The sequence below is a fragment of the Cellulophaga geojensis KL-A genome (assembly GCF_000568425.1).
Lineage (GTDB): Bacteria > Bacteroidota > Bacteroidia > Flavobacteriales > Flavobacteriaceae > Cellulophaga > Cellulophaga lytica.
In genome coordinates this window covers 1-25,464 of record NZ_ARZX01000005.1, presented here as the reverse complement: position 1 = coordinate 25,464, position 25,464 = coordinate 1, and the positions used below count along the sequence as shown (strand labels likewise).

Below are 25,464 nucleotides of genomic sequence, written 5' to 3'. Positions count from 1 at the left end.
AAGAGAGGTATACGTATGCTATGCAAACGTTAAGAAAACATTGTGAAAACTCTTATTGGTAAATATGTGGTTGTTTACATTTATAAATTGTATATTTGCACGCAATTAATCCTTAATTGCTATGCAAGCTCACCTAAATAAAATTGTTGGAGAAGGTCTTACTTACGATGACGTACTCCTTGTTCCTGCTTTTTCAGAAGTGCTTCCAAGAGAAGTAAGTATAAAAGCAAAATTTACAAGAAACATAACTATAAATGTACCAATTGTCTCTGCGGCAATGGATACTGTAACAGAATCTCGTATGGCAATTGCCATGGCGCAAGAAGGCGGTATTGGAGTGTTACATAAAAATATGACCATTGCAGAGCAGGCAGCAAAGGTTCGTAAAGTTAAACGAGCAGAAAGTGGCATGATTATAGATCCTGTTACTTTGCCATTAAATTCTGTTGTGCGTGACGCTAAAGCAAATATGAAAGAGTATAGCATTGGCGGCATTCCAATAGTAGATGAAGAGGGTAAATTAATTGGTATTGTTACGAATAGAGATCTTCGTTTTGAAAAAAATAACGACAGGCCAATTTCAGAAGTAATGACTTCTAAAAACTTGGTAACTGTTAGTGAAGGTACCTCTTTAGCACAAGCAGAAGATATTTTACAAGAAAATAAAATTGAAAAACTACCTGTTGTTGATGAAGACAACAAATTGGTTGGTTTAATTACGTTTAGAGACATTACAAAACTAACTCTAAAGCCTATAGCTAATAAAGATACTTATGGTAGATTAAGGGTTGCTGCAGCTTTAGGAGTTACAGGAGATGCAGTAGAACGTGCAGAAGCGTTAGTAAATGCTGGTGTAGATGCAGTTGTTATAGATACAGCACATGGCCATACAACAGGTGTTGTTGCTGTTTTAAAAGAAGTTAAAAAGAAATTTCCAGAGTTAGATGTTATTGTAGGTAACATAGCAACAGCAGAGGCTGCTAAATATTTAGTAGAGGCTGGTGCAGATGCTGTAAAAGTAGGTATAGGTCCAGGATCTATATGTACAACTAGAGTAGTTGCTGGTGTTGGTTTTCCTCAATTCTCTGCAGTTTTAGAGGTTGCAGCAGCTATAAAAGGTAGTGGGGTTCCTGTAATTGCAGATGGCGGAATTAGATATACTGGTGATATACCTAAAGCTATAGCTGCTGGTGCAGATACAGTAATGTTAGGTTCTTTATTAGCAGGTACTAAAGAATCTCCAGGAGAAACTATTATTTACGAAGGAAGAAAGTTTAAGTCTTACCGTGGAATGGGTTCTGTAGAGGCTATGAAACAAGGTAGTAAAGACCGTTATTTTCAGGATGTAGAAGATGATATTAAAAAACTTGTACCAGAAGGTATAGTAGGCCGTGTACCATACAAAGGAGAGTTGTATGAGAGTATACATCAATTTGTTGGTGGTTTACGTGCAGGTATGGGGTATTGTGGAGCTAAAGATATTGAGTCTTTAAAGGAAAAAGGTAAATTTGTTAAAATTACAGCTAGTGGTATTAATGAGAGTCACCCTCATGATGTTACTATAACTAAAGAGTCTCCTAACTACAGTAGATAAATAATAACCTATATTATAAAAATGCAGCATAGCTTTTTAAGTTATGCTGCATTTTTTTTGAGTAAAATTTGCTTTTGTATTTATATTAATCGTAATATTGCAATAAACAAATTAAGTTATGGGTTTAGCAAAGACAGAAATATTTACAGAAGACCAAAATCAGGTAGCAATTTACGCTAAAGCTTTTAGTCACCCAGCACGTGTAGCCATACTTCAACACTTATTTAAAATAAATACGTGTATCTGTGGAGATTTAGTAGGAGTTATTGGTTTGGCACAACCAACAATTTCTCAGCATTTAAAAGAATTAAAGTTATTAGGGCTTATAAAAGGTAATGTAGAAGGTACAAGTGTTTGCTACTGTATACATAAAGAAAATTGGACAAAAATGAAAACTGTAATGAGTCAGTTTTTAGATCAAGATTTAGAAGAAAATAATAGTTGTTGTTAAGTTTAATTTAAAATAATATTTATATGAAATTATCAGAAGTTAAAGCAAATTTAAAAAGCTTAGAAAAAATAGCATTTCAATTGCCAAACGGAGAATTAGTACCTAGTCATTTTCATGTAACAGAAGTAGGTAAGGTAACTAAAAACTTTATTGATTGTGGTGGTACTGTAAGAAATGAAGAGGTTGTTAATTTTCAATTGTGGAATGAGCAAGATTATGATCATAGATTGCATCCAGAAAAATTAGTAAACATAATAGAATTGTCTGAAAAAGTTTTAGGCATTCCAGATTTAGAAGTAGAAGTAGAATATCAAGGAGATACTATTGGTAAATACGGATTAGATTTTGACGGAACTAACTTTTTGCTTACATCAAAATTAACAGATTGTTTAGCAAAAGATAAATGTGGTATTCCAGAAAAAAAAGAAAAGGTAAAGCTAGCAAGTATACAAGCATCTGGCAATAGTTGTGCTCCTAATTCTGGTTGTTGCTAAAATGGAATTTAAACCAATTTCTAAAGCTAATTACTCTAGTGTAGCCAAAATTTATCAAGATGGTATAAGCACTGGTGTAGCAACTTTTGAAACTAAAGTTCCAACTTGGGATGTGTGGAGCAAAGCTCATTTGCCATTTGGGTGTATTGCATTGTTTGCTAATGAGGGTACTATGCAAGGTTGGGCTTCTTTAGCAGCAGTTTCATCTAGGTGTGTTTATGGCGGTGTAGCAGAAGTTAGTGTTTATGTGGCAGCTAATGCCAGAGGCAAAGGTTATGGTAAATTACTGCTAAAACAGTTAATAACTATTAGTGAGCAAAATAATATTTGGACGTTACAAGCTGGTATTATGAGAGCTAATAAAGCTAGTTTACACTTGCATAAAGAATGTGGTTTTAGAGAAATAGGTTACAGAGAAAAAATTGGTAGACTTAACGGTAAGTGGCTAGATAATATAATTTTAGAGCGCAGAAGCGCAATTGTGGGAATTTAAAAAGTTTAAAAAATGATTTTTGAAGAAATTAACTCCTTTATTGGTGATTTAAAAAAAGTAGAAGTTAGTAATGAGCGTAAGGCAATTTTACAACCTTTAGCAGATTATGTACAAGAAAAAGCAACTAAAAATGAAGACATTCGTTTAAATTTTATTTGTACACACAACTCTAGAAGAAGTCACTTGTCTCAAGTATGGGCGCAAACAATGGCAGCTTATTTTAATGTTAAAAATGTTGCTTGTTATTCTGGTGGAACAGAAGCAACAGCTCTTTTTCCTATGGTAGCAACCACATTAAGTAACACTGGCTTTAAAATAGAAAAACTAGCAGGTACAGACAATCCTGTTTATAGTATAAAATATGGTGTAAATGCAGCACCAATTATTGGTTTTTCTAAAAAGTATGATGCAGAATTTAATCCTGCTTCAGAATTTGCTGCAATTATGACTTGCTCGCAAGCAGATGGTGGTTGTCCTTTTATAGCAGGTGCAGAAAAACGTGTTCCTATAACTTTTGAAGATCCAAAAGCTTTTGATGGTACACCACAACAAGCAGAAAAATACCAAGAAAGAAGCACGCAAATTGCTGCAGAAATGTTTTATATCTTTTCAAATATTAAGAAATAATGGCGGGTAAAAAATTAAGTTTTTTAGATAGTTACTTAACATTGTGGATTTTTATTGCAATGTTACTAGGTGTAGGTATAGGTTATTTTGTACCAAGTTTTCCGGGCATTATAGATTCTTTTAGTAGTGGAACTACAAATATTCCAATAGCAATTGGGCTAATAGTAATGATGTACCCACCACTGGCAAAAGTGAATTACGCACTCTTACCAAAAGTGTTTAAAAACACAAAAATATTATCTATTTCTTTAATTCTTAACTGGATTATTGGACCTGTATTAATGTTTTTCTTGGCTATAATTTTTTTACAAGATTATCCAGAGTATATGGTTGGACTTATTTTAATAGGTTTGGCACGTTGTATAGCAATGGTTCTTGTATGGAATGATTTGGCAGAGGGTAGTAGTGAGTACGGAGCTGGTTTAGTGGCTTTAAATAGTATTTTTCAGGTATTTGCGTATAGTTTTTATGCTTGGCTATTTATTACTGTTTTGCCTCCTTACTTTGGTTTTGAAGGTGCTATTGTAGATATATCTGTTAGTGCTATAGCAGAAAGTGTTGCTATATATTTAGGAATTCCTTTTTTATTAGGTATTTTAAGTAGATTAATACTTGTAAAATTAAAAGGAGAAGAGTGGTACAATACTAAGTTTATATCTACTATTTCACCATTAACTTTAATAGCATTGCTGTTTACTATTGTGCTAATGTTCTCTTTAAAAGGAGAGTTAATTGTAGAAATACCTATGGATGTTGTAATTATTGCTATACCATTATTAATATACTTTACATTAATGTTTATTATAGGGTTTTTCTTTACAAAAGCAACAGGAGCAAGTTATGATAAAACAACTGCTGTAGCATTTACCGCTGCAGGTAATAATTTTGAGTTAGCTATTGCTGTAGCTATTGCTGTTTTTGGATTAAATTCTGGTCAGGCTTTTACAGGTGTAATAGGACCTTTAGTAGAAGTACCTGCTTTAATATTGTTGGTTAGAGTATCATTCTGGTTTAAGAAAAAGTATTTTAGTAAGGCATAATAGTATAGATAAAATTTATTTTTATGTAACTTAGTCTTTCAAACAAATTATAATGAGAAGCTTTGTTTTATTACTAATATTTGCTGTTGTTTCTTGTACAGAGCACAAGGATGTTAATACTTTAAGTACGGTAAACTGGGATAAGAGAAGTGTAGGGTTTAAAATCCCAGATTCTTTAAAAACAGGTAAAACTTATTTATCTGTTTATTCACAAGTTTATAGTCAGTCAGAGCATACAACGCATGACTTAACAGCAACAATAAATATGCGTAATACTAGCAGTACAGATACTTTGTATATTATAAAAGCAGAGTATTTTAATACCGTAGGTAAGTCTATTCGTAATTATGCAAAAAAGCCAATATATATAGCTCCTATGGAGAGTGTAGCTATTGTTATAGATGAGCATAATAAAGAGGGTGGTACTGGAGGTAATTTTATTTTTAATTGGAAGATAAGTAAGTTATCAAGTAATCCGCTTTTTGAAGGTGTTTTTATATCTACCAAAGGTCAGCAAGGTTTGTCTTTTGTGACGCAAGGAAAAGTAATAGACTAAATCTTAAATTTAAGTATAAAAAAATCGCTCTAAACTAGTTTAGAGCGCTTTTTTTATACTATATGTGGGCTTATTCTGTTTTAGAGTCATATTCAGCCCATTTTTTTGTTTTGTGTATATCTTCACCAAAATATTTGGCAATTTTTAAAAATGGTTTAGGTTTTTGGTAGCCAGGTACAGGAGATAACATTTGTTGTTTTTCATCTAAAAAAATAGTAGTTGGGTAACTCATTTTACCTTGCATTAATGCAGCAGCAAACTCGTGGTAACCACTTCTTCCAGACGCAACAAATTTATAAGTTTGTCCTTTGTATTCTAATGGCTCTTTACGTTCACCATCTAACTTTACCATATAATAGTTTTTTGCCATATATTCAGCTACTTCAGGATTTTGGAATGTATCTGCATCCATTTTTTTACACCATCCGCACCAATCTGTGTAAACATCTATAAACATTTTTTTAGGCTCTTTATCTTTTGCAGCTAGCTCTATAGCTTCTTCCCAGCTAAGCCATTTTACTTCTTGAGCATTTGTTGTAAAAGATGTAAATGCTAAAAAGAATATAGCACAAATCTGTAAAGCGTTTATAGATTTTAATTTCATAGTAAATATTTTAGTTTTTAGTCCATCAACCTTAACAAAGCTAACGAAAAATATAAAAAATTATTTTACAAATATACTATACTCCCTGTTTACCGTGATTGGTTTTTACTAAAACAAGGGTAGTATGGGTGTTCTAATGCTTATAATTTTGCTGTATAAATTAAAATAGTATAAGATGAATATACAAAAACTTTTTCCATCTTTATTGGTAGAAACTCCAAGAGTTATTTTAGATAAAATTGTAGAACATAATACAATTATTAATCAAAAAAGTAAAGCTGTTGTTTCTTTGCATTTAACTACAGGTTTGTTTTTAGAAGGGAGTCCAATAAAAATAAATGTAGAAAATAGTATTGTGGTGCTGGTTTCTGGTGAAAAAATTAGTTATGTTAAAATTGCAGATATAGCGTGTATTAGCATTATAAATTTTGTGCGTTTTGTAGATATTTTAACAGATGATACATATTTTGAAGTTAAAGATGAATTGGTGCCAACACCTTTAGAGCTAAAAAGAATACAGAGGGAAATAGAAGAGTATTTAAAAAACACTTTTAGTGTTACATTGGTAAATACAGCACTCGAAGAGGTAAAAGATTCTAAAATAGAAAAATTTCAGATGCAGCAATTTTTTTCTAGTTTACTACAAAGTCTTAAAAATATTGGAAGTTATAAATCAGGTAAAGAGGCACTAGAAACTGTTAGTGTATTAACAATTGCATCAACCATAAACAAATTAAATGTAAAGAAAAATGCAGAAGGTAATTTAGAGTTGGAGGTTAATTTTAAAGAAAAATTTGAATCAGATTTTAATAAACAATTAGAAAATAAGTTAGAAGAAAGTTTGTAAGTTTAGTTAGTTAAAGGCAAAAGCCACTGCTTATTTAGCAGTGGCTTTTTCTTTTTTCATTTCTTTTTTCGAAAATAAATTTTTTACATCTATTTGGTTTTTAATAAGATCATCAAAAGTTTCTCTTTCTCTTATTAAAATTGCCTCGCCATTGTGCCATAATACCTCTGGTGGTCTAAATCTAGAGTTGTAATTGCTAGCCATAGTAAAGCAATAAGCACCTGCGTTGCGGAAACATAAAATATCTCCTTCAGATATTTCATTAATTCTGCGGTTGCTAGCAAAAGTATCCGTTTCACAAATGTAACCTACAACAGAGTAGTAACGTTCTCTTCCTTCTGGATTAGAAATGTTTAAAATTTCATGAGATGATCCATAAAGCATAGGTCTAATTAGGTGATTAAAACCAGAATCTATACTAGCAAACACTGTAGATGTAGTTTGTTTAACTACATTTACTTTTGCTAAAAAGAAACCAGATTCACTCACTAAAAACTTACCAGGTTCAAATGCTAAGGTTAATTCTTTACCATATTCTTTACAAAAGTCATTAAACTTTGCACTTAATTTCTGACCTAATTCTTCTACGTTAGTTTCTATATCACCAGTTTTATATGGTACTTTAAATCCGCTACCAAAGTCAATAAAGTCTAAGTTTTTAAAGTTTTTAGCAGTTTCAAAAAGTATTTCAGAAGCGTATAAGAAAACGTCAATATCTAAAATGTCACTACCAGTATGCATATGTATACCATTAATATTCATTTTAGTTAGGTCTACAATACGTAATAAATGTGGTATTTGATGAATACTAATTCCAAATTTTGAATCTATATGACCAACAGAAATGTTAGAGTTACCTCCGGCCATAACGTGTGGATTAATTCTAATACAAACAGGAATATTTGGGTGTTTACTACCAAATTGTTCTAATACAGACAAGTTATCTATATTAATACGTACACCTAAAGCAGCAGCTTTTTCAATTTCTTCTAAAGATACTCCGTTTGGTGTATATATAATAGATTCTGGTTTAAAACCAGCTAAAAGCCCTAATTCTACTTCTTGTATAGACACAGTGTCTAAACCACTACCTAAAGAATTCATTAGGCGTAATATAGATATGTTAGACAACGCCTTTGCGGCATAGTTTAATTTTAATTTTTTAACACCCTTAAATGCATTAGTTAATCTTTGGTATTGGGAAACTATTTTTTCCGAATCATATACATAAACGGGATCTCCGTATGTTTTTGCAATTTTTAATAAATCGGATGCTTGCATAAGTATATTGTTTATATTTTATTAGACAAAACTAAGATAGTTATTTATAGCTTCAAAAAATATAGTTGCAATATTATTAAAAAATAACAATTTGTTATAAATAAAACATTTTTACGATTCATTTAGGAGTATACACTATAATTATAGTAAGCTAACTTAAAATTAATTAGAGAAATTGACCTTGGTTTCTTATTTTTGTACCAGAACAAAATATACCTAATATATATGAACCTTCACGAATATCAAGGAAAAGAGATTTTAGCAAGCTTTGGCGTACGTATACAACGTGGCATTGTTGCTCATAACGCACAAGAAGCTGTAACTGCTGCAAAGCAACTTACACAAGAAACTGGCACTGGATGGCATGTAATAAAAGCACAAGTACATGCTGGTGGTAGAGGTAAAGGTGGGGGAGTTAAACTTGCCAAAAATTTAAACGAAGTAGAAGAAATTGCAGGTAACATTATAGGGATGAACCTAATTACACCGCAAACTTCTGCAGAGGGTAAAAAAGTTCACCAAGTTTTAGTAGCTGAAGATGTATACTACCCAGGTGAGAGTGAAACATCAGAATTTTATATGTCTGTTTTATTAAACAGAGCTACTGGTAGAAATATGATTATGTATTCTACAGAGGGTGGTATGGATATAGAAGAGGTTGCAGAAAAAACTCCACACTTAATTTTTACTGAAGAAATAGACCCAGCAACAGGTTTACTAGGTTTTCAAGCACGTAAAATTGCTTTTAACTTAGGCTTATCTGGTTTAGCATTTAAAGAAATGACAAAATTTGTTGCTTCTTTATACAAAGCTTATGTAGAGAGTGATTCTAGTATGTTTGAAATTAACCCAGTGTTAAAAACATCAGACAATAAAATAATGGCTGTAGATGCTAAAGTATCTATAGATGATAATGCACTTTACAGAAGAAAGCAATACGCAGAAATGAGAGATTTGCGTGAAGAAAACCCAATTGAGGTTGAAGCGGGTGCATTAGGGTTAAACTATGTAGACTTAGACGGTAACGTTGGTTGTATGGTTAACGGTGCTGGTTTAGCAATGGCAACTATGGATTTAATTAAGCAAGCAGGTGGTGAGCCAGCTAACTTTTTAGATGTTGGTGGTACTGCAGATGCTGCACGTGTAGAAGCTGCTTTTAAAATTATACTAAAAGATCCTGCTGTTAAAGCAATCTTAATAAATATTTTTGGAGGTATTGTACGTTGTGACCGTGTTGCACAAGGTGTTATAGATGCTTATAAAAATATGGGTACTATAAACGTTCCAATTATTGTACGTTTACAAGGTACTAATGCAGATATAGCTAAAGAATTAATAGATAATTCTGGTTTAGATGTACAGTCTGCTGTACAATTCCAAGAAGCTGCAGATAAAGTAAAGGAAGTATTAGCTTAAGCTACATACAATTAAATATACTAAAAAAGGGACAATCTAAGTGATTGTCCCTTTTTTTGTACCCAACAAAAAATTATTTCTTTTTGTTCTTGTATTTTACAGTACTTAAGTCCTGATTTTTATTTTTTTCTCTAACCTTATCTTTATAAATAGGTTTAGGTTTGTTATTGTTGTATATCTTTTTTTTAGGTAAAGTAGTTTTTCCTTTTTTAGCCAAAGCCTCAGCAGGTGTAGTTGGGTTGTCCTTAGAACCGCGTAAATATATAACCAATCCGTTTAAAAAATTACGTAATATTTGATCACCACACTCCATATATTTAGGATGATCTTCTTTTCTAAAAAAAGCACCAAGTTCACTTGTTGAAATTTTAAAGTCTACCAATTTTAATATTTCCACAATATCATCATCACGTAGCATAAGTGCTACTCTCAATTTTTTTAGGACATCATTATTCGTCATATATAAATATATTATTTTGTACAAAGTTACTATAAATATACCATTGATACATAGATATGTATCAGTTATACAATTTATGAACCATTTCTTGGATGTTTTTTATAAAATGCAGTATATTGCCGCTAATAAAATTAGCTATGTCTGTAAAAACCAATTATTTAAAAAAACTAAGTATATTATTAGATTTAATTGATTTGGCAAAGGTTGACGGCCTAGTACAATCTGAGTATGACTTTTTAGTAGAAGTTGCAGAAGATTTGGGTGTAGATGCTGTTGTTTTAGACTCTCTTTTTGAAGCAAAAATAGAACGTATAAAACCAGGTACAGAAGCAGAAAAAATTAGTCATTTTTTTAACCTAGTTAAATTAATGAATGTAGATGAAAAACAATCTATATTAGAAATTAATAAACTACATAAATTAGGTTTAGGTATGGGCTTATCTCCAATGGCCATACAACAAGTATTATCTATAATGCATAATTACCCTAATAAAGAGGTTCCATTAAATGTTATAGAGCAAGCTTTTAAAGCACAGCAGAACTAATACAACTCCTTTATTACTATTTTTTTCATAACTGTGTCTCCTTTTTTAATTAGGTACAGCATAATTTGGCGTGTATAATATTTAAATCCTGTCCTTTTGTCATATACACACCAGTTATTTGTGACAAAAAGTCACTAATTTATGGTTGGTATATAATTTGAAAAGTAACATAACAAGAATAATTATTAAAATTTAAAATTGTTAGTTATGAGTTTAGTTAAAAGAAATACAGTTTTTCCTTCATTATTAAATGAAATATTAAATACAGATTGGTATGGTGGCTTAGAGAATAATACATCTAATACAGCACCAGTAAATATTAAGGAAAACGAAAAAGATTACACTTTAGAGTTATTAGCTCCAGGTAGAGAAAAAGAAGATTTTAATATAGAAATAGATAAAAATATTTTATCTGTATCTGTGTTAGATGAAAAAGTTAAAACAGATGTAAACGAAAAGTTCTCATTAAAAGAATTTAGTGTAAAAAGTTTTAAAAGAACCTTTAGTTTGCCAGATACTATAAATGAAGATAGTATTAATGTTACCTATAAAAATGGAGTTTTAAAATTTACGTTACCTAAAAAAGAAGAAGCATTACCTAAGCCAAAAAGGTTAATAGAGATTGCATAATAAGTTTAAAATATTGTTTTATACGCTAGGATAAAGCAATATTAGATTTGGTTGGTTAGTTTTTGTAAAGTGCCCTAAGTAAAATTACTTAGGGCATTTTTTATTTTTCCTGTAAAGCTTTTATTTCATCTCTTAATTTAGCGGCTTCCATAAAATCTAATTCTTTAGCAGCTTTTTCCATAGCTTTACGTTTTTCACGTATCATTTTATCCTTTTGGTCTGTAGTTAAGTAAGCCATATCTGGTTCTGCAGCTCTTGCTTCTTCTTTTTCAAAATGGTAAGTAGAAACTGAATTTTGTGACAAAGCACTATCCAAACTTTTATTTAAAGCCATAGGCTTTTTGTTATGTTTAGTGTTGTAAGCAATTTGGCGTTCTCTTCTGTAGTTTGTTTCATCAATAGTTTTTTGCATACTAGCTGTAATTTTATCAGCATACATAATGGCTTTACCGTTTACATTTCTTGCAGCTCTACCTACAGTTTGTGTTAAAGAGCGTGCACTACGTAAAAAACCTTCTTTATCCGCATCTAAAATAGCAACTAAAGACACCTCAGGTAAATCTAATCCCTCTCTTAAAAGGTTAACACCAATAAGTACATCAAACAAACCTTTACGCAAATCTTGCATAATTTCTACACGTTCTAAAGTATCTACATCACTATGTATGTAACGGCAACGTACACTAATTCGGTCTAAATATTTAGCTAATTCTTCCGCCATACGCTTAGTAAGTGTAGTAACTAAAGTGCGCTCATCTTTTTCTATACGTAAGTGTATTTCCTCTACCAAATCATCAATTTGGTTTAAACTAGGTCTTATTTCTATTATAGGGTCTAGTAAGCCTGTAGGTCTAATTACTTGCTCTACATACACACCACCACTTAGCTGCAATTCATAATCTGCAGGTGTAGCACTTACGTGTATTACTTGGTTTTGTATCATTTCAAACTCTTCAAACTTTAATGGTCTGTTATCCATTGCAGCTGGTAATCTAAAACCATATTCTACTAAGTTTTCTTTTCTACTTCTGTCACCACCATACATAGCGTGTACTTGTGGTACAGTAACGTGACTCTCGTCTATCACCATTAAATAATCATCCGGAAAATAATCTAATAAACAAAAGGGTCTAGTTCCCGGTAGTCTACCATCTAAATATCTAGAGTAGTTTTCTATACCAGAACAATAGCCAAGTTCACGTATCATTTCCAAATCAAAAGTAGTACGTTCCTCAAGACGTTTAGCTTCTAAATGTTTTCCAATTTCCTTAAAATAATCAACCTGTTTTACCATATCTGCTTGTATAGCGTGTATGGCATTTTGTAAAATATCTGGCGATGTTACAAACATATTAGCAGGGTAAATATTTAAATTTTCATATACCTCTAATACTTTGTTGTGTAATGGGTCAAAAGCTTCAATTTCTTCTATTTCATCACCAAAAAAATGAATTCTAAACGCATGATCTGCATAACTAGGAAAAACATCTACCACATCTCCTTTAACTCTAAAATTACCATTTCTAAAATCTTCAGTAGTTCTAGAGTATAAACTCTGTACCAATTGATGTAAAAATTTGGTTCTAGATATTACCTGGTCTCTTTTAATAGAAATTACATTTTTCTGAAACTCTACAGGGTTACCAATACCATATAAGCAAGACACAGATGCAATAACAATCACGTCTCTACGGCCAGACAATAGGGAAGAAGTGGCACTTAAACGCAATTTTTCTATATCTTCATTAATAGATAAATCCTTTTCTATAAAAGTTCCCGTAGTAGGTATATAAGCTTCAGGTTGGTAATAATCATAATAAGACACAAAATACTCCACAGCATTCTCAGGAAAAAACTGCTTAAACTCAGAGTACAATTGCGCAGCCAAGGTTTTATTATGTGCTAAAACCAAGGTAGGTTTTTGTACCTTTTCTACCACATTTGCCACCGTAAACGTTTTTCCAGAGCCTGTAACTCCTAGTAAAGTTTGGTGTTTTTCTCCTTCATTTACCCCTTTAACCAACTCTTTAATTGCTTGTGGTTGGTCACCAGTAGGTTCAAATTTTGATACAACTTTAAATTTCATAGATTAAAAGTAACAAATACCGCAATAAAAGCATACAAATAAGCAATGTATTTTGGGCGCTCGGGCGGGCTTTACGCTATACTCCGTTTTGCTTTAGGGCAAATACGTGGTGCCGCTTCAATCCCTAGCGCAGCTTATCGTTTTAAAGAAAAATGACCATTAAAGTCTCTGCCATTTTCTAATTTAGCTCTAAACCAATAATCAGACTCAGGAGCAGGAATACCTTTGCTGTCACCATCCCAACCATTAGAGCTAGGATCTATTTTAGCAACAAGTACACCATACCTATCAAAAATATAAATATCACTTTTAGCTAAAAAAGTAGTGCTTATACCGTTAATTTGCCACGTATCATTAATAGCATCTCCATTAGGAGTAAACATTTTAGGGTAACCAATTACAGAAACACTATAAGGAGCTGTAGTTCCACATCCTTTTTTATCTCTAACAAATACCTCTAAAATACCAGCAGGCACATTTGTAAAAGTGTTGCTATCTTGGTAAGGTCCACGGGGATCTAAAATAGCATACTCATAATCACCATCTCCAGTAACAATAATGCTAATGCTATTATTGTTACTTAAATCTTTAACTTCTACATTAGTAATAGTAGCAATGTTAGATGGCGTAACAACAAATTGTTTAGAGTTTGTGCAGTTTTGTGCGCCGCCATTATAACTGTATCCAAGTTCTAATCTGTAGTTTCCTATAGTATTAATAACAGTATTAGCAGAGCTAGATATTAAATTTTCTGTGCCATTAGCTTCAATTTTAAACCATTGGTAAATATCATAACCTGGTTCTGCATTAAGCTCTAAAATAGGATTATCTGTGCACAAATAATACTCATCATTAATAATAACTTGTGGTGTTGGCTGTACAATTAAAGTAATTTCTTCTACACCTTGGCATTGGTTGCTAGCTTCTAATCTTGCATATAATGTAGCACTAGTAGAAATGTAATTTTCACCAGAAATTGGGTTTAATTCTAAAGATGCATCTGTGATAGATGCATAAAAATTAACTTCTAAGCCTGGGTAGTCTAAAGTTTTTATATCTTCTAAATTAAAAGATCCAGTAACCTCTGTATCTAAAGGATTAATATCACAAGCATAATAAGGTAATTTAGTTGGTAAGCTGCTAGTGGTGGGTTGTACCTCTAAATAAAGTTCTGCATACACAACACAGTCATTTTCATTAGTAACACTAGTATAAATTGTTTGGCTTTTAAAGTTTGTGTTTGTAAAACCAACAGGGTTTGTTATAGGTAAATTGGCATCTCTGTCTGCAACAGAAGCATAAAAGTTAACCGTATTCTCTGCAATACCGTTAGAGATATCAAAACTAGCTTGCTCTAAATTAAAGCTAGCAAAACCATCTGTAGAATCACTGTCTAAATCGCACTGTGTTAAAGTGGTATTTATAGCAATAGGTAACGGATTTATATTTACTTGTGCTTCACCAATTATGGGACATTCAGCTGGGTCTGCAGGAGTCACTTCTAATGCATATTTTCCTGCATCTGCTAATGTAGCATTAGTAACATTTAATACATTACTATTATTTGTTATTGGAACTCCATTTAAAGACCAAGTGTAAGTTGCTCCAGGAAGATTGTCTACTTCTAGCGTAAAGTTATCTGCCTCACAAATAGTTAAAGACGGACTGGTACTACCGTCTGTATTTTTAACCAAATCTTCTTTAGCAAAAAAAGACTGTATAAAAGGTGGCAAGCCTTGTGTTGCTAATTTACCTTGTAAATTAACGGCATTATGTTGGTAACCAGCTGCTGTTCCAATTTGGTTAGGGTTATTAATTACACCTAAATACTGTGTGCCTTGGTCATAATTAGTAGCAATGGTTCTGTATATTTTGCCATTTTCACCTAACTGTAATGCGCCACGGTATATATCTCTGTCATCTAAAACAACTTCACTAGCAGAAATACTAGGAGCCATTAAATTGTATTGTAAAAGGTTAGATGTTTCTGTGGTTAATCCTTGTTGAGCATTGTAGGTGTGTACGTAAAGCAACTCGTTGTTAGGCGAAAACTCTAGACCGTATGGATCTTTATTTGGAGCATTAATGTTTATGCGTTGTTCATTTGTAAGTACACCAGTGTCAGCATCAAAATCATATAAATATAATCCCTGGCTAACGTTAGCCGATGCCATTTTAGTACCATCTGAAGATAGTTTTAAGTAACCTCTTTTATCAGAAATTAAACTACTTACTTTAGATTTTACAGATGTGGTTACCACGCCAGTATCATTAACTTCAAAGGCGTGAAAAGTATCAAAAATACCTTCACTACCATCATTAGTTGCATAGGTAATAACCCAAACAGACTTATCAAAACAATCTTTAAGAACTGCTGTAATTTTCTCAGAACAGTAATCTAACAGTCTAACGTTTTTAGAGGTTACCGCACCTTTTCCTCCATCTAAAGACATATCTACAGTAGAGTAATTAAGGCCATAATCAGGGTCTGCTTCAAAAACACTAGTATCTACAGTAAAAATGTAAAAAATATTAGTGTCTTTTTGGTTGGGAACAATCAATGCAGATTGCGAGCTAGAAGGATCACCATACAAGCCCGTACCATTCTGCATTATTGTATGGTCTTTTGTAAAAACACGTATGCCATCAGTATAAAATAATAAGTTCCCAGTATCATCAGATATTGTTGCGCAACCTTCTGTTGTATTTAATTTACCATCTGTAACGGCAGTAACACTACCATCATTATTAAAGCGTAAGCCAGCACCTTCTCCAAAATACCAATTAGAAGCCTGAGTTTGACCAAAAGAGAGTAGGGGCAATAGCATAGCTATTGCAAGGAGTAGTTTTGTGGTTGATTTCATAAAAGCGTTCTCTAAAACGCTTAAATATACTTATAAATCTCGTTTTTTTAACATAAAATTATATATTAATTATATGAATGGTTTGATTTTTGTAAGAAATTTATAGTATTATTAAAATTATTAAAAATAGTCATTATGAAAAAATCAATAACCAAATTAAAAACACTATTTATTGTATTATTTATAGGTGTTCTACATTTAGAGGCTCAAGTTTCTGATGTTAATTTAACAAACTTGTATAGTAGAATGACTGTTGCGTCTTTTGATAGTTCTTCATCAAACGATATTAAAGGAGATAGTTATATAGTAGATGATTTTAGGCCAGCTAAATTGGCAAAGGATAAAAAAACATTTTTTGTAAGGTATAATGCTTATAAAGATGAAATGGAAATTCAGCGAGGTAATGATGCTTATTATTTATCTCGTTTTTATGACTTACCTATTACTTTTATCGGTACAAATGAAGTATATAAGATGTTTGATTATGATAAAGGAAAAAGAACAGGTTACTTTCTTTTGCTAAATGAAGGAGATAAAATTTCTTTATTATTAAAACAAACAATTAAATTTTATGAAGCTCATAAAGCCAAAACTGGTTATGGTAAATCTGAGCCAAAAAGATTAGAGAGAGAAGATGATGCTTTATATTATTCAAATAAAGAAAACATTGCAGTTAAGTTACCAAAGAAGAAAAAAGATATTATGGGATTATTTGACAGCAAAGAGAAAGATATTGAAAGCTATATAAAGCAAAATAATTTAAATTTGAAGAAAAAAGAAGATTTAATTAAACTTTTTTCTTTTTACAATTCGTAAATTAAAAAAGCGAGATTATAAATCTCGCTTTTTTAGTAATATGTATGATAAATATATAAAAATAGCGGTCCAACATAACACAATTAGTAATTGTAAAGGTTGCACACTATAATCTCTAGAGATATCCTCACCAACTTGCTTTGCGGCAGATTTTATAACATTTAACCTGCTAAAAGGTTCAGTTATTGTACTCCACATAGATCCAAAAGGGAAAAAACTAGTTACATTATCTGCTAATTCTTTAGAATATTTAGAGGCTAAATAAGTGTAAGGGATAATTTCCGCTCCAATAAACCAGATAAATAAAAAGCCTAGAGCAAAAGCAGAGCGTTTTACCAAGATACCTACAAAAAAGCAAAAAGAGAAAAAACCAATAAGCTTTATAAAGTAGGCAGCTAAGTACTCTAAATCAGAAAATATAATAGAAAACTCATTAAAATCAGAATATATTAATCCTAATAGCAAGGATATTAAAAATATAAATATTGTAGAGGCTAAAGAAAATACTCCTATTGTTAAAAATTTAGAAAGTATCAACTCTTTTTTTGATAAGCCGTCTATTAGGTTTTGTTTTATAGTCTTATTACTGTACTCATTAGCTATCATAGAAACTATAACAATAGCTAAAAATACCTTAAGAAAAGCAGCCATAAAGGTGTTAAAATGCCAAATGTATGGGAAATTAAAAATACCAACATCTGCTATATGAAATTTTAAAGGGCCAAAATCTACTTTTATCATAGAAATACCAGCAATGAGTATCATTAAAATAAAATAAGATAGTATAAGAATTTTACTAGCTCTGTTGTTCCATAGTTTTATAAATTCTATTTGTAGTAAACGTAACATATTTTTAAGTTTTTTTTGATTGTTGTAATTAGTTAGATTGGTTTTTTGTAAGCTCTAAAAATTGCTCTTCTAAGCTTTCTTTACGTTTTACTAAATGAGATAAAATTATACCATTATTATGCAGCTCTTTATTTAATTCTGAAGCATTCATTTCAGCTTTTAAATCTGCTATAATTAAACCATTTTCTTCTCTAACATTACTAAAATTAGGATTTAGTTTTAAAAATGATAAAAGTGCTTCATTGTCCTCTGCTTTTAGTTCAAAAAAGCCATAACTAACAATCATTTCATCAACCCTGCCAGAATATAATTTTTCTCCTTTTCTTAAAATTACTACGTGGCTACACACTTTTTCTACTTCATCTAATAAGTGAGAAGCTAGTAATATGGTGGTGCCTTGAGCAGCAATAACCTTTATAATTTCTCTAATCTGGTGAATTCCTTGGGGGTCTAAGCCATTTGTTGGCTCATCTAAAATAAGTATTTCAGGATCATTAAGTAGGGCAGAGGCTATAGCTAAGCGTTGTTTCATACCTAAAGAATAGGTTTTAAACTTACTGTTTTTACGATCTAAAAGTCCAACTAACTCTAGTTTTTCTTCAATTTTAGACTCATCTACTTCTTTAATTTTACAAACTAGCTTTAAGTTTTGTACAGCCGTCATATATGGGTAAAAGTTAGGCCTTTCTATAATGGCTCCAACTTTTTTTAATGCTTGGTGTGTATTTGTATTCCCATCAAACCAACTAAAATCTCCAGATGTTTTATTTACTACATTAAGTACAATACCAAGAGTAGTAGATTTGCCACTTCCGTTTGGACCTAATATGCCATAGACATTGCCTTTTTCAATAGTAAAAGATAAGTCTTTTACAGCGGTTAAATACCCGTATTTTTTTGTTAGATTTTGAACTTTAAGAATTGTTTTCAAAAGTAGTTGGTTTTATGATTGTTATGGTCATATGACGAACTACTATAGAATTTGTTACAAAGTCTTACAAAAAAGGTTTGTAAAATTTAGTTTAGCTTTACTCTGTGGGTAATTTTTCTGTTTGTGATTACTGTTTTAGGTCTTCCTAAAATTACAATAGTAACATCATCTGGTTCACCATCACTATTAGCATCAAAATTAGTACTATCACTTGGGTCATCAGAGGTATCTGAAATACTAAAACCATTTGGTAATTCTGCTTGAGCTGTAGCACTATTTGTTACCATTAAAGCCATTAGCTCTGAATTATTTATACTATGTGTTAATGTAAACCTTGCAGATGCAGATGGGGCTAATGTAGCAACAGATGCCGGACTAATACTACCAGAATCTGCAATAGGGTCTGATATAGTTACATTAGTTAGGGTGTTTGGTCCATTATTGGTTACAATTAGTAAATACGTAATTTGCTCGTTTAAAGAATCATACGATCCGTCTGGTGCAGGTAAAGCAACTTTTGTAACAGTAACTTCATTATTAGTAATGTTAATTGTTTCAGACATATCATCACTAGTAGTATTACTATCTACTTGGTCTTGGGAGTTGGTAACTGTATTGGTGTAAGATGTTGTACTAGAATTAAAAGGTAATTCATCTGCCCTAACTTCTAAAATAATAGATACCAATTCTCCTTGACTAAGAGTTCCTATTGTCCATTCTGGAGCAGACCAACTTCCTACGCTAGGACTAGCGGATAGTAATGTTAAACCAGCGGGAATAACATCTGTGATTTTTAAGTTGGTAACATCATTAATACCAAGGCTTTCTACTGTTACTTTAAACTCAAAAACATCACCTTCTAAAACAAAATTTACATTGGCTGTTTTTTTCACAACAATATCTGGTAAACAGTAATAAGCAGCTATTGGCTGAGAGTCATAGGTACAACCACCTTTGGTTACCCTAACAAAATAATCTCCTGCTTCATTAGGTGTGTAGCTAGAGAATATTGCACCAGGCACAGCTGTTCCGTTTTGAAACCATTGATATGCATCAAAATTTGCATCAACAACTTGTATTATAGAACCAGGTAAACAGCCACCACCAGTTACTTGTAAGTCTACTTCTGGGACAGTATCAAAACCAGAAAAATAGCCTGCAATACCTCTTGCACCATTAAAACCTAAAAAACCTACGGCAATAGGTCCTGTAGATTGTACAGAAACATTACCTGTTAAGTTAGGAACATAAAAGGTTTTCCAATCTGCAGATCCGGTAACAGTTGTGGCAGCAGGTAAGGTAACATTTCCATTACCATCTGTTACAGTAATATTACCGTCTGGAGTAGAGGTAGAAGCAATTATTGTAACACCACCATTCATAGTAATACCAGCGGCATCTTTTATATCTGGAATATTATCTAGACTATCTGGAAGCAAACAGTTTACTGGAGCAACAAAGTTTAAACCTACTGTAACTATAGAGGTACCACCAGCTAAAGATTGATAAGCATATGCATCTTTAGAAGTTGTTACAAACATATTGCCACCAGCTGCATTACTAGAATAATAGCTATCTGGAATTTCAAAATAATCTCCGTTGTTTATAGTAGCAATAGGTGTTGCAGATCCATTAACAAATATATCAGTACTATTTTGTGTACCAATAATTATTGGTTTTTCTGTTTCGTTATTACCATTACCACGAATAAAAACATATTCTTTTCCTATTTTATTTTGGGGTACAGGCTGGTCTATTGCAGCATCTCTACTAGAATTATTGTTTCTAACACCAATGTTAAGTCCACCGTTACTTATAACAATATCTTTGGTAGATTGTAAGGTAGCACCTAACCAACCATCAACATTTGCAGTAGTTTGTTTAGTGTATGCTTCAAAAACAAAAGATTCATTTGCGTTTAAAGTTATTTGGTACGTATCATCTGTAATGCCTCCAGCATTATTTCCTAACCTAAATTCACTGTTAGGGTCATAGCCAGACAAGGTTATTACTGTGTTATCTTCAGTAGCCATAATACCTAATGTACTTGTTAAACTATTATGGTTTCCTCTATTGGGTATACCTCCCCATTTAAAAATTTGTCCCATTGCTTGCCTACCTTTACTTGTAAGCGAAGTAGATTGAGAGTTAGAACTACCTCTATAATTTACATAAAATTTTTCTCCTCCAGGAGATTCAAAACGTAAACCACTTTGAGTTAATACAATACCTGTATTTGCATTTTTTACTAACGTAATGTTATTATCCCCATTTGTTAAGTTGTATGTTACAGGAGCGCCATTAGAAAGGGTTAAAGTAGCTATGGGCGCAGCAATTGTACCTTGGTAAACGTTTACCGTAAAGGCAGCAGTTTCTGGAGTAGATAAATACACAGCCTGTTCCCTAACAGCTTGGTTATTTCCTCCTTGTTTTAAAGGTGGTAAATAGTGTAAATCACTTAATTGAGCGAAACCAAAATAGTTAAATGTTAAAAATAATAGTACGCTTAGTCTTTTAAAGGATTTAATATAATTCATTATCTATATTGTAAGTAAAACAAATAAAGCTATTGTATTCCTAATTTCTAAATATATGTTGTATATATGCTGCTAGTTGTTGTAATATGTTAATATTGATAGTTAATAAATGCTAATTATTTCTTTTTTATCTCAACTTATTTCCTATTTTTATTAAAAACGAAAAGTACATGTCAGATGAAAAATTAATGTCTAAAAAAAAACCTGCTTACCCGGTAAGTAGTAATTTAGACGCCTATTTAGAACACTATAATAGAAAAATGAAAATACCTATCTTCTACGAAGATTTGTTGCGTTTTGCTGGTTCTGTAGTTGTTTATGATTCAGATGATAACGATACTTTATGGGTACGTGTATATTATTCTGAGTTTGATAGGGCAGAAATAGATTTGAGCTTAAAAAAGGTGTATTCTATTTTACTTTCTGATGGTGGAGATAACATAATTCAGTACTTAAATATTGATGCTGTAGATTTTTGCACTTTTGGAAACTCTAAGCCTTTTAGAATAAAAGTGCGTAATATTTTAAATGATAATTTCACATATTTTTATATTAAGAAGACTGATGCATCTAGAATTTACGGCTTAGAATTGGAGCACATGCTTTCTCCATACAATTTAAACTTTTTAGTATACAAGGACACCTTAATAGAAGAACACATATCTGGTATTCCAGGAGATGTTTTTATAAAAGATATGCTGCCAAAATGTACAGAGTCAGAAAAAGCACAACTAGCTAAAGAATTTGTGAAGTTTAATGAACGTTGTATGATTAGGTTGTTGGGAGATATGAGATCTTACAACTACGTAATTGTTCCTGTGCATGATTTTGACCATGTTGTTTACAGAATAAGAGCAATAGATTTTGACCAGCAATGTTTTGAAGGAAAATTAAAAGTATATAGACCACAGTTTTTTAAAGAAAACTTTCAGATGGTAGAATTGGTGCGAAAAAAACTTTTAGTAAGCTCTGTAGACCAATACAAGTTAGAAGAACGATCTATAGTAGCAAAACGAATTAAAAGTTCTGGAAATAGAATTAAAAAACTTAGAAGTATTTGTAAAAAAGATACAATTTCTACTCCAGAAAATATAAAACTTTTAAGAAAAGAAATTTATGAATTAACCCTAGATATGCAGTTTAAAAAATGTCGTAAAATGGGAAGGGTTTTAGATTTAGCTCTGGATTTTGTTAAGCGTAATTATGAAGATGTAAGTATGAAACAAATAATGGAGAATAGGATTAAAATAGATTAATCTTATACCCCATTATTAGTAATGTTATGGTAAGCTAAAAACTACGCTATTAGTGGTTTTTAGTTTTTTTCTTCTTTATTAAAATATACCAGGTAGTAGTACATTTGGCGTTCTTCATCCCAACCTTTTTCTACAAATTTCTCTGCAGATTCTGGGTTAATAAAGTCCATTTTTATTTGAATGTTAGTATCTAAATTAATAACATTTTTAATTTTTTTACGAACATCAGAAACTGCTTTGTTTGCAATATTAAAGTTTGATACGTCTTCTACACTAAATTTAGGCCCCTTTTCTACTTTATAGTGCTTAAACTCTGGTATTAACTCAGGGTTTTCCATTACCTCATTTAAAAACTCTGTTTCTTCAAAGTTATCATTTTTAGCAAAGTGGTTAACAGCCTTATTCATAAACAATACCTCTTGTTGTTTATCTTCTGCAGGTAAAACAACATCTTTAGCAAAGTTTTGACAAAATTTTAAATAGTTTTTAGTGTAAAATGTTTCATCTGCTAAAGCATCTACACCTAAAAAGTTTTCTAACCAATATTTGGTGTCATAACGGTTACTATCTACAGATAAAACTTTGTAACCTTCCTCTTTATGAGAGTTAAAAATAAGGCAACCCTTATCTAATTTATTAATATTTATACCTTGTAATATATTAATATCTATATTTTCACCATTTTCTATTAACTGAAGAAAATCGTGCTTAAGCTCGCTTTTAAAAATACCAATAGCATCTATTTTCTTATTGTCTAATAACACATCTGTTAGGTGTGTTACGTATAACTCTCCGCTTTTTATATGTGGGTGGTTAGACTGTTCAAAAAGATGAGTAGCAACTTTTTTAGAAACCGCATGACAACTTTCTGGAGCATCAAAAATTTCTGCTGCCAGCTTGTATATTTCATTAAACTCTACATCTACTTCATTTGTAAATTTAAAATAGTTTTCTTCTTTTTCTCTAAATGGTTTAAAAAAGTACTCTTTTAAAAGACCAGTAGTTTCATCATTTAAAGTAAACGGTTGGTTAGATAAAAATGCACCTTCGCCTTTATTTTTATTACCAACACGGTGTATAGAAATACTTTCTATTTGAGTAGAATATAAATTTATCAATGGTATCTAGTTTTATAATTAGTATTTGTAAAAGTATGTTATTTGTATTTAAAATTAGTTCCAATTTTCATCAAAATCTAAATCTTCATAACTACCTAAATCATCTGTGTAATTGTCATCAAAATTTTCACCTTCTGGGTTATCAGATTCAAAGTTTTTTTCAGGCGGACTATCAGGTAGTTCTCCAAAACTAAATAGCACATTTGGGTAGGTAACACCGTCTTCATTATCAACAATATCTGCTAGTTCTACAAAGAAAGTCCACATACTAAAAAAGTCGTACACATAAATAAGTTTAGGTGTTTTTTCAGTAAGTATATCTTCTAAAAATATTTCATTCATCAATTTAACATCAGAACCATTTTCACTCATATCAAAAAGAGCAATTTCTTCATCTTGGTTCCAATCTTCATCACAAGTATAAAAAGATGCCATTTCGCTTCCTAAAAAACCAAAAGCCTGTGTAATGGCATTGTGTAAATCTTCTAGTGTGTTGCTGTCTTCAATTTCTAAATCTCGGAACACATCATCTTTAGCATCTAAGATAATTCTAATTTTATAAATCATTTTTTAAATTTTGCGGGTTGCAAAGTTACAAAGTTTTATCTCTTTTAGTTGTATTTACTAGTTCTAATACCATATAATATTGAACTCCAAACAGTAGAGAAGCTAAAACCAGGTGAAGTGTTTGGCTACCAAACGGAAAATGAACATAATTCATTGCTACACCAGTAACAATCTCTAACAATAACAGTGTTAGAACCCATTTTATTTTAGTTAATCCTAATTTTAATTTTTGTATTCTAAAAAATAAATATGCGTTTAATAAGAGAACAAGAATAGAAAATGACCTATGTATATAAAAAGTAACTGTAACATTTTTTAACCACAGGTGTTTTGCTGTTTCGCCAACAATATCTGCTTGGTCATCTACCATTTGCCTAACTTGTGTACCTAAAACTATTTGTAGTAAAGTTAATACCAGGGCAACAATAATTAGCTGTTTTGTTTTTTTGTCTTTGGCTATTACAATTGATGTTTCTTTTACGGAATATATTAAATACAATAACATGGCAACAATTGCTAAAGCCATTACCATATGTACCGTAATTTTTATAGGGTTTAAAACAGAATAGACTACTGTGGCACCCAACCAAGCCTGAAAAACCATAGCAAATACTATTGCCCAAGAAAGTATGGTAACTGTTTTTCTTGTTTTCCAGTATTTTAATGATAAAATAGCTAAAACTAGTGTTGCTAAGCCTGCTAAAGCACCAAAAAGCCTATTAATATACTCTATCCAAGTATGTGTAGCATTAAAGGTTGCATAATCATGTTTAGTGTAAGTTTCCCAATTTGCAGTATTAAATTGTGCAGTAGAGGTAAAGTCTTTAGCAGCAATTTGCAATGTTTTATCTACTATAATTACTTCTCCTTTTTTAAAGAAAGAAAAAGGTTGCCATTGCAGTTCTGTAATATTGGTTGGTGGTATATATTGTCCAAAGCATTTTGGCCAATCTGGACATCCCATTCCACTACCTGTCATTCTAACTACTGCACCAGCAATAATAACTAAGTAAACTAGTATTAAAGATAATTTAGCTGTTTTTATAAATGTTTTTTGCATTTTTTTGGAAGTCTATAATGTACTGCAAAAATACGCCTCTTTTGGTTTTAAATAAAGTTTAAATAACTAATAAAATCATCTATTTACAGGTATTAGTAAATATATTCATTATTAATTTTTATTCACTATTAGGTTATTCACTGTATTTATTATAATAATAAAAATGATTTTTAAAAGCTTTTTTTTAACACAACTAAACTTGTATAGTTAACGTTTGTTCATATATTTGACCTATGATATAATATTGTAATTATTGTTACAAAATAATTATCCCCCATATTAACAACCTATTTACTATGAAAAAATTAACCAAAAAAGAATTATTTTTTGAAAAGACACTTA

The 25,464-nt window shown here is 31.3% G+C and carries 24 protein-coding genes; 13 read left to right on the top strand and 11 right to left on the bottom strand.

Annotated elements, in window-relative coordinates; genetic code table 11:
• Positions 1–121: 121 nt before the first annotated feature.
• From guaB to KLA_RS05460, 7 genes are all read left to right on the top strand, one after another.
• Positions 122–1,594: an IMP dehydrogenase gene (guaB, locus tag KLA_RS05490; RefSeq protein ID WP_034644512.1), complete on the top strand. Its 1,473-nt coding sequence runs from the start codon at positions 122–124 to the stop codon at positions 1,592–1,594.
• Between the two features lie 118 nt (positions 1,595–1,712).
• Positions 1,713–2,045 carry an ArsR/SmtB family transcription factor gene (locus KLA_RS05485; RefSeq protein WP_013619696.1) on the top strand — a complete coding sequence of 111 codons (333 nt, stop codon included), beginning with the start codon at positions 1,713–1,715 and terminating at the stop codon, positions 2,043–2,045.
• A 23-nt stretch (positions 2,046–2,068) separates the two neighbouring features.
• Positions 2,069–2,539, top strand: coding sequence for a DUF6428 family protein (locus KLA_RS05480; RefSeq protein WP_034644511.1), 471 nt, complete (start codon positions 2,069–2,071; stop codon positions 2,537–2,539).
• 1 nt (position 2,540) lies between these two features.
• Positions 2,541–3,032, top strand: coding sequence for a GNAT family N-acetyltransferase (locus tag KLA_RS05475; protein WP_034644510.1), 492 nt, complete (start codon positions 2,541–2,543; stop codon positions 3,030–3,032).
• Positions 3,033–3,044: 12 nt separating this feature from the next.
• Complete coding sequence (locus KLA_RS05470; RefSeq protein WP_034644509.1) at positions 3,045–3,659, top strand: low molecular weight phosphatase family protein; 615 nt, start codon at positions 3,045–3,047, stop codon at positions 3,657–3,659.
• The gene (arsB, locus tag KLA_RS05465) at positions 3,659–4,699 is read left to right on the top strand and encodes an ACR3 family arsenite efflux transporter (protein WP_034644508.1); all 1,041 of its coding nucleotides are present in this window, start codon (positions 3,659–3,661) and stop codon (positions 4,697–4,699) included. The genes KLA_RS05470 and arsB overlap by 1 nt, the downstream gene beginning before the upstream one ends.
• A 52-nt stretch (positions 4,700–4,751) precedes the next feature.
• Positions 4,752–5,255: a DUF3124 domain-containing protein gene (locus KLA_RS05460; RefSeq protein WP_034644507.1), complete on the top strand. Its 504-nt coding sequence runs from the start codon at positions 4,752–4,754 to the stop codon at positions 5,253–5,255.
• A gap of 70 nt (positions 5,256–5,325) precedes the next feature.
• On the opposite strand, the gene KLA_RS05455 is transcribed toward KLA_RS05460, so the two are convergent.
• A complete protein-coding gene (locus KLA_RS05455) occupies positions 5,326–5,859 on the bottom strand; it encodes a thioredoxin family protein (RefSeq protein ID WP_013619690.1) in 534 nt (177 codons plus the stop codon).
• Between the two features lie 175 nt (positions 5,860–6,034).
• Between KLA_RS05455 and KLA_RS05450 the strand changes: the two genes are divergently transcribed.
• Positions 6,035–6,706 carry a hypothetical protein gene (locus KLA_RS05450; protein ID WP_013619689.1) on the top strand — a complete coding sequence of 224 codons (672 nt, stop codon included), beginning with the start codon at positions 6,035–6,037 and terminating at the stop codon, positions 6,704–6,706.
• A 30-nt stretch (positions 6,707–6,736) separates the two neighbouring features.
• Here KLA_RS05450 and lysA read toward each other — a convergent pair whose 3' ends face one another.
• Positions 6,737–7,987 (bottom strand): diaminopimelate decarboxylase, encoded by a 1,251-nt coding sequence (gene lysA, locus KLA_RS05445; protein WP_013619688.1) that lies wholly within the window; start codon positions 7,985–7,987, stop codon positions 6,737–6,739.
• 225 nt (positions 7,988–8,212) lie between these two features.
• Between lysA and sucC the strand changes: the two genes are divergently transcribed.
• Positions 8,213–9,403, top strand: coding sequence for an ADP-forming succinate--CoA ligase subunit beta (gene sucC, locus KLA_RS05440; protein ID WP_013619687.1), 1,191 nt, complete (start codon positions 8,213–8,215; stop codon positions 9,401–9,403).
• 73 nt (positions 9,404–9,476) lie between these two features.
• Here sucC and KLA_RS05435 read toward each other — a convergent pair whose 3' ends face one another.
• Positions 9,477–9,863: a DUF1456 family protein gene (locus tag KLA_RS05435; RefSeq protein WP_013619686.1), complete on the bottom strand. Its 387-nt coding sequence runs from the start codon at positions 9,861–9,863 to the stop codon at positions 9,477–9,479.
• Positions 9,864–9,979: 116 nt separating this feature from the next.
• Between KLA_RS05435 and KLA_RS05430 the strand changes: the two genes are divergently transcribed.
• Positions 9,980–10,408, top strand: coding sequence for a TerB family tellurite resistance protein (locus KLA_RS05430; protein ID WP_232228770.1), 429 nt, complete (start codon positions 9,980–9,982; stop codon positions 10,406–10,408).
• A gap of 207 nt (positions 10,409–10,615) precedes the next feature.
• Positions 10,616–11,038: an Hsp20/alpha crystallin family protein gene (locus tag KLA_RS05425; protein WP_013619684.1), complete on the top strand. Its 423-nt coding sequence runs from the start codon at positions 10,616–10,618 to the stop codon at positions 11,036–11,038.
• Positions 11,039–11,138: 100 nt separating this feature from the next.
• Here the strand turns inward: KLA_RS05425 and uvrB are convergent, their stop codons facing one another.
• On the bottom strand, positions 11,139–13,124 hold the full coding sequence (uvrB, locus tag KLA_RS05420) for an excinuclease ABC subunit UvrB (protein WP_013619683.1): 1,986 nt from the start codon (positions 13,122–13,124) through the stop codon (positions 11,139–11,141).
• 134 nt (positions 13,125–13,258) lie between these two features.
• Positions 13,259–15,988: a T9SS type B sorting domain-containing protein gene (locus KLA_RS05415; RefSeq protein ID WP_034644506.1), complete on the bottom strand. Its 2,730-nt coding sequence runs from the start codon at positions 15,986–15,988 to the stop codon at positions 13,259–13,261.
• A 135-nt stretch (positions 15,989–16,123) separates the two neighbouring features.
• Between KLA_RS05415 and KLA_RS05410 the strand changes: the two genes are divergently transcribed.
• The gene (locus KLA_RS05410; protein WP_013619680.1) at positions 16,124–16,804 is read left to right on the top strand and encodes a hypothetical protein; all 681 of its coding nucleotides are present in this window, start codon (positions 16,124–16,126) and stop codon (positions 16,802–16,804) included.
• A 15-nt stretch (positions 16,805–16,819) separates the two neighbouring features.
• Here KLA_RS05410 and KLA_RS05405 read toward each other — a convergent pair whose 3' ends face one another.
• The 3 genes from KLA_RS05405 to KLA_RS05395 all read right to left on the bottom strand — a co-directional run bounded on the left by KLA_RS05405 (position 16,820) and on the right by KLA_RS05395 (position 21,121).
• Positions 16,820–17,653: an ABC transporter permease gene (locus KLA_RS05405; RefSeq protein WP_013619679.1), complete on the bottom strand. Its 834-nt coding sequence runs from the start codon at positions 17,651–17,653 to the stop codon at positions 16,820–16,822.
• Between the two features lie 28 nt (positions 17,654–17,681).
• The gene (locus KLA_RS05400; RefSeq protein WP_013619678.1) at positions 17,682–18,584 is read right to left on the bottom strand and encodes an ABC transporter ATP-binding protein; all 903 of its coding nucleotides are present in this window, start codon (positions 18,582–18,584) and stop codon (positions 17,682–17,684) included.
• Between the two features lie 86 nt (positions 18,585–18,670).
• Entirely contained in the window at positions 18,671–21,121 is a 2,451-nt protein-coding gene (locus tag KLA_RS05395; RefSeq protein WP_084470682.1) for a DUF11 domain-containing protein, read from the bottom strand.
• Positions 21,122–21,291: 170 nt separating this feature from the next.
• Between KLA_RS05395 and KLA_RS05390 the strand changes: the two genes are divergently transcribed.
• Positions 21,292–22,377 carry a hypothetical protein gene (locus KLA_RS05390; protein ID WP_034644505.1) on the top strand — a complete coding sequence of 362 codons (1,086 nt, stop codon included), beginning with the start codon at positions 21,292–21,294 and terminating at the stop codon, positions 22,375–22,377.
• Between the two features lie 59 nt (positions 22,378–22,436).
• On the opposite strand, the gene KLA_RS05385 is transcribed toward KLA_RS05390, so the two are convergent.
• The 3 genes from KLA_RS05385 to KLA_RS05375 are packed head-to-tail and all read right to left on the bottom strand — an operon-like array spanning position 22,437 to position 25,122.
• The gene (locus KLA_RS05385; RefSeq protein ID WP_013619674.1) at positions 22,437–23,495 is read right to left on the bottom strand and encodes a nucleoid-associated protein; all 1,059 of its coding nucleotides are present in this window, start codon (positions 23,493–23,495) and stop codon (positions 22,437–22,439) included.
• A 54-nt stretch (positions 23,496–23,549) separates the two neighbouring features.
• Complete coding sequence (locus KLA_RS05380; RefSeq protein WP_013619673.1) at positions 23,550–24,062, bottom strand: IS1096 element passenger TnpR family protein; 513 nt, start codon at positions 24,060–24,062, stop codon at positions 23,550–23,552.
• A 25-nt stretch (positions 24,063–24,087) separates the two neighbouring features.
• Positions 24,088–25,122 carry a COX15/CtaA family protein gene (locus tag KLA_RS05375; protein WP_034644504.1) on the bottom strand — a complete coding sequence of 345 codons (1,035 nt, stop codon included), beginning with the start codon at positions 25,120–25,122 and terminating at the stop codon, positions 24,088–24,090.
• Positions 25,123–25,464: the final 342 nt, after the last annotated feature.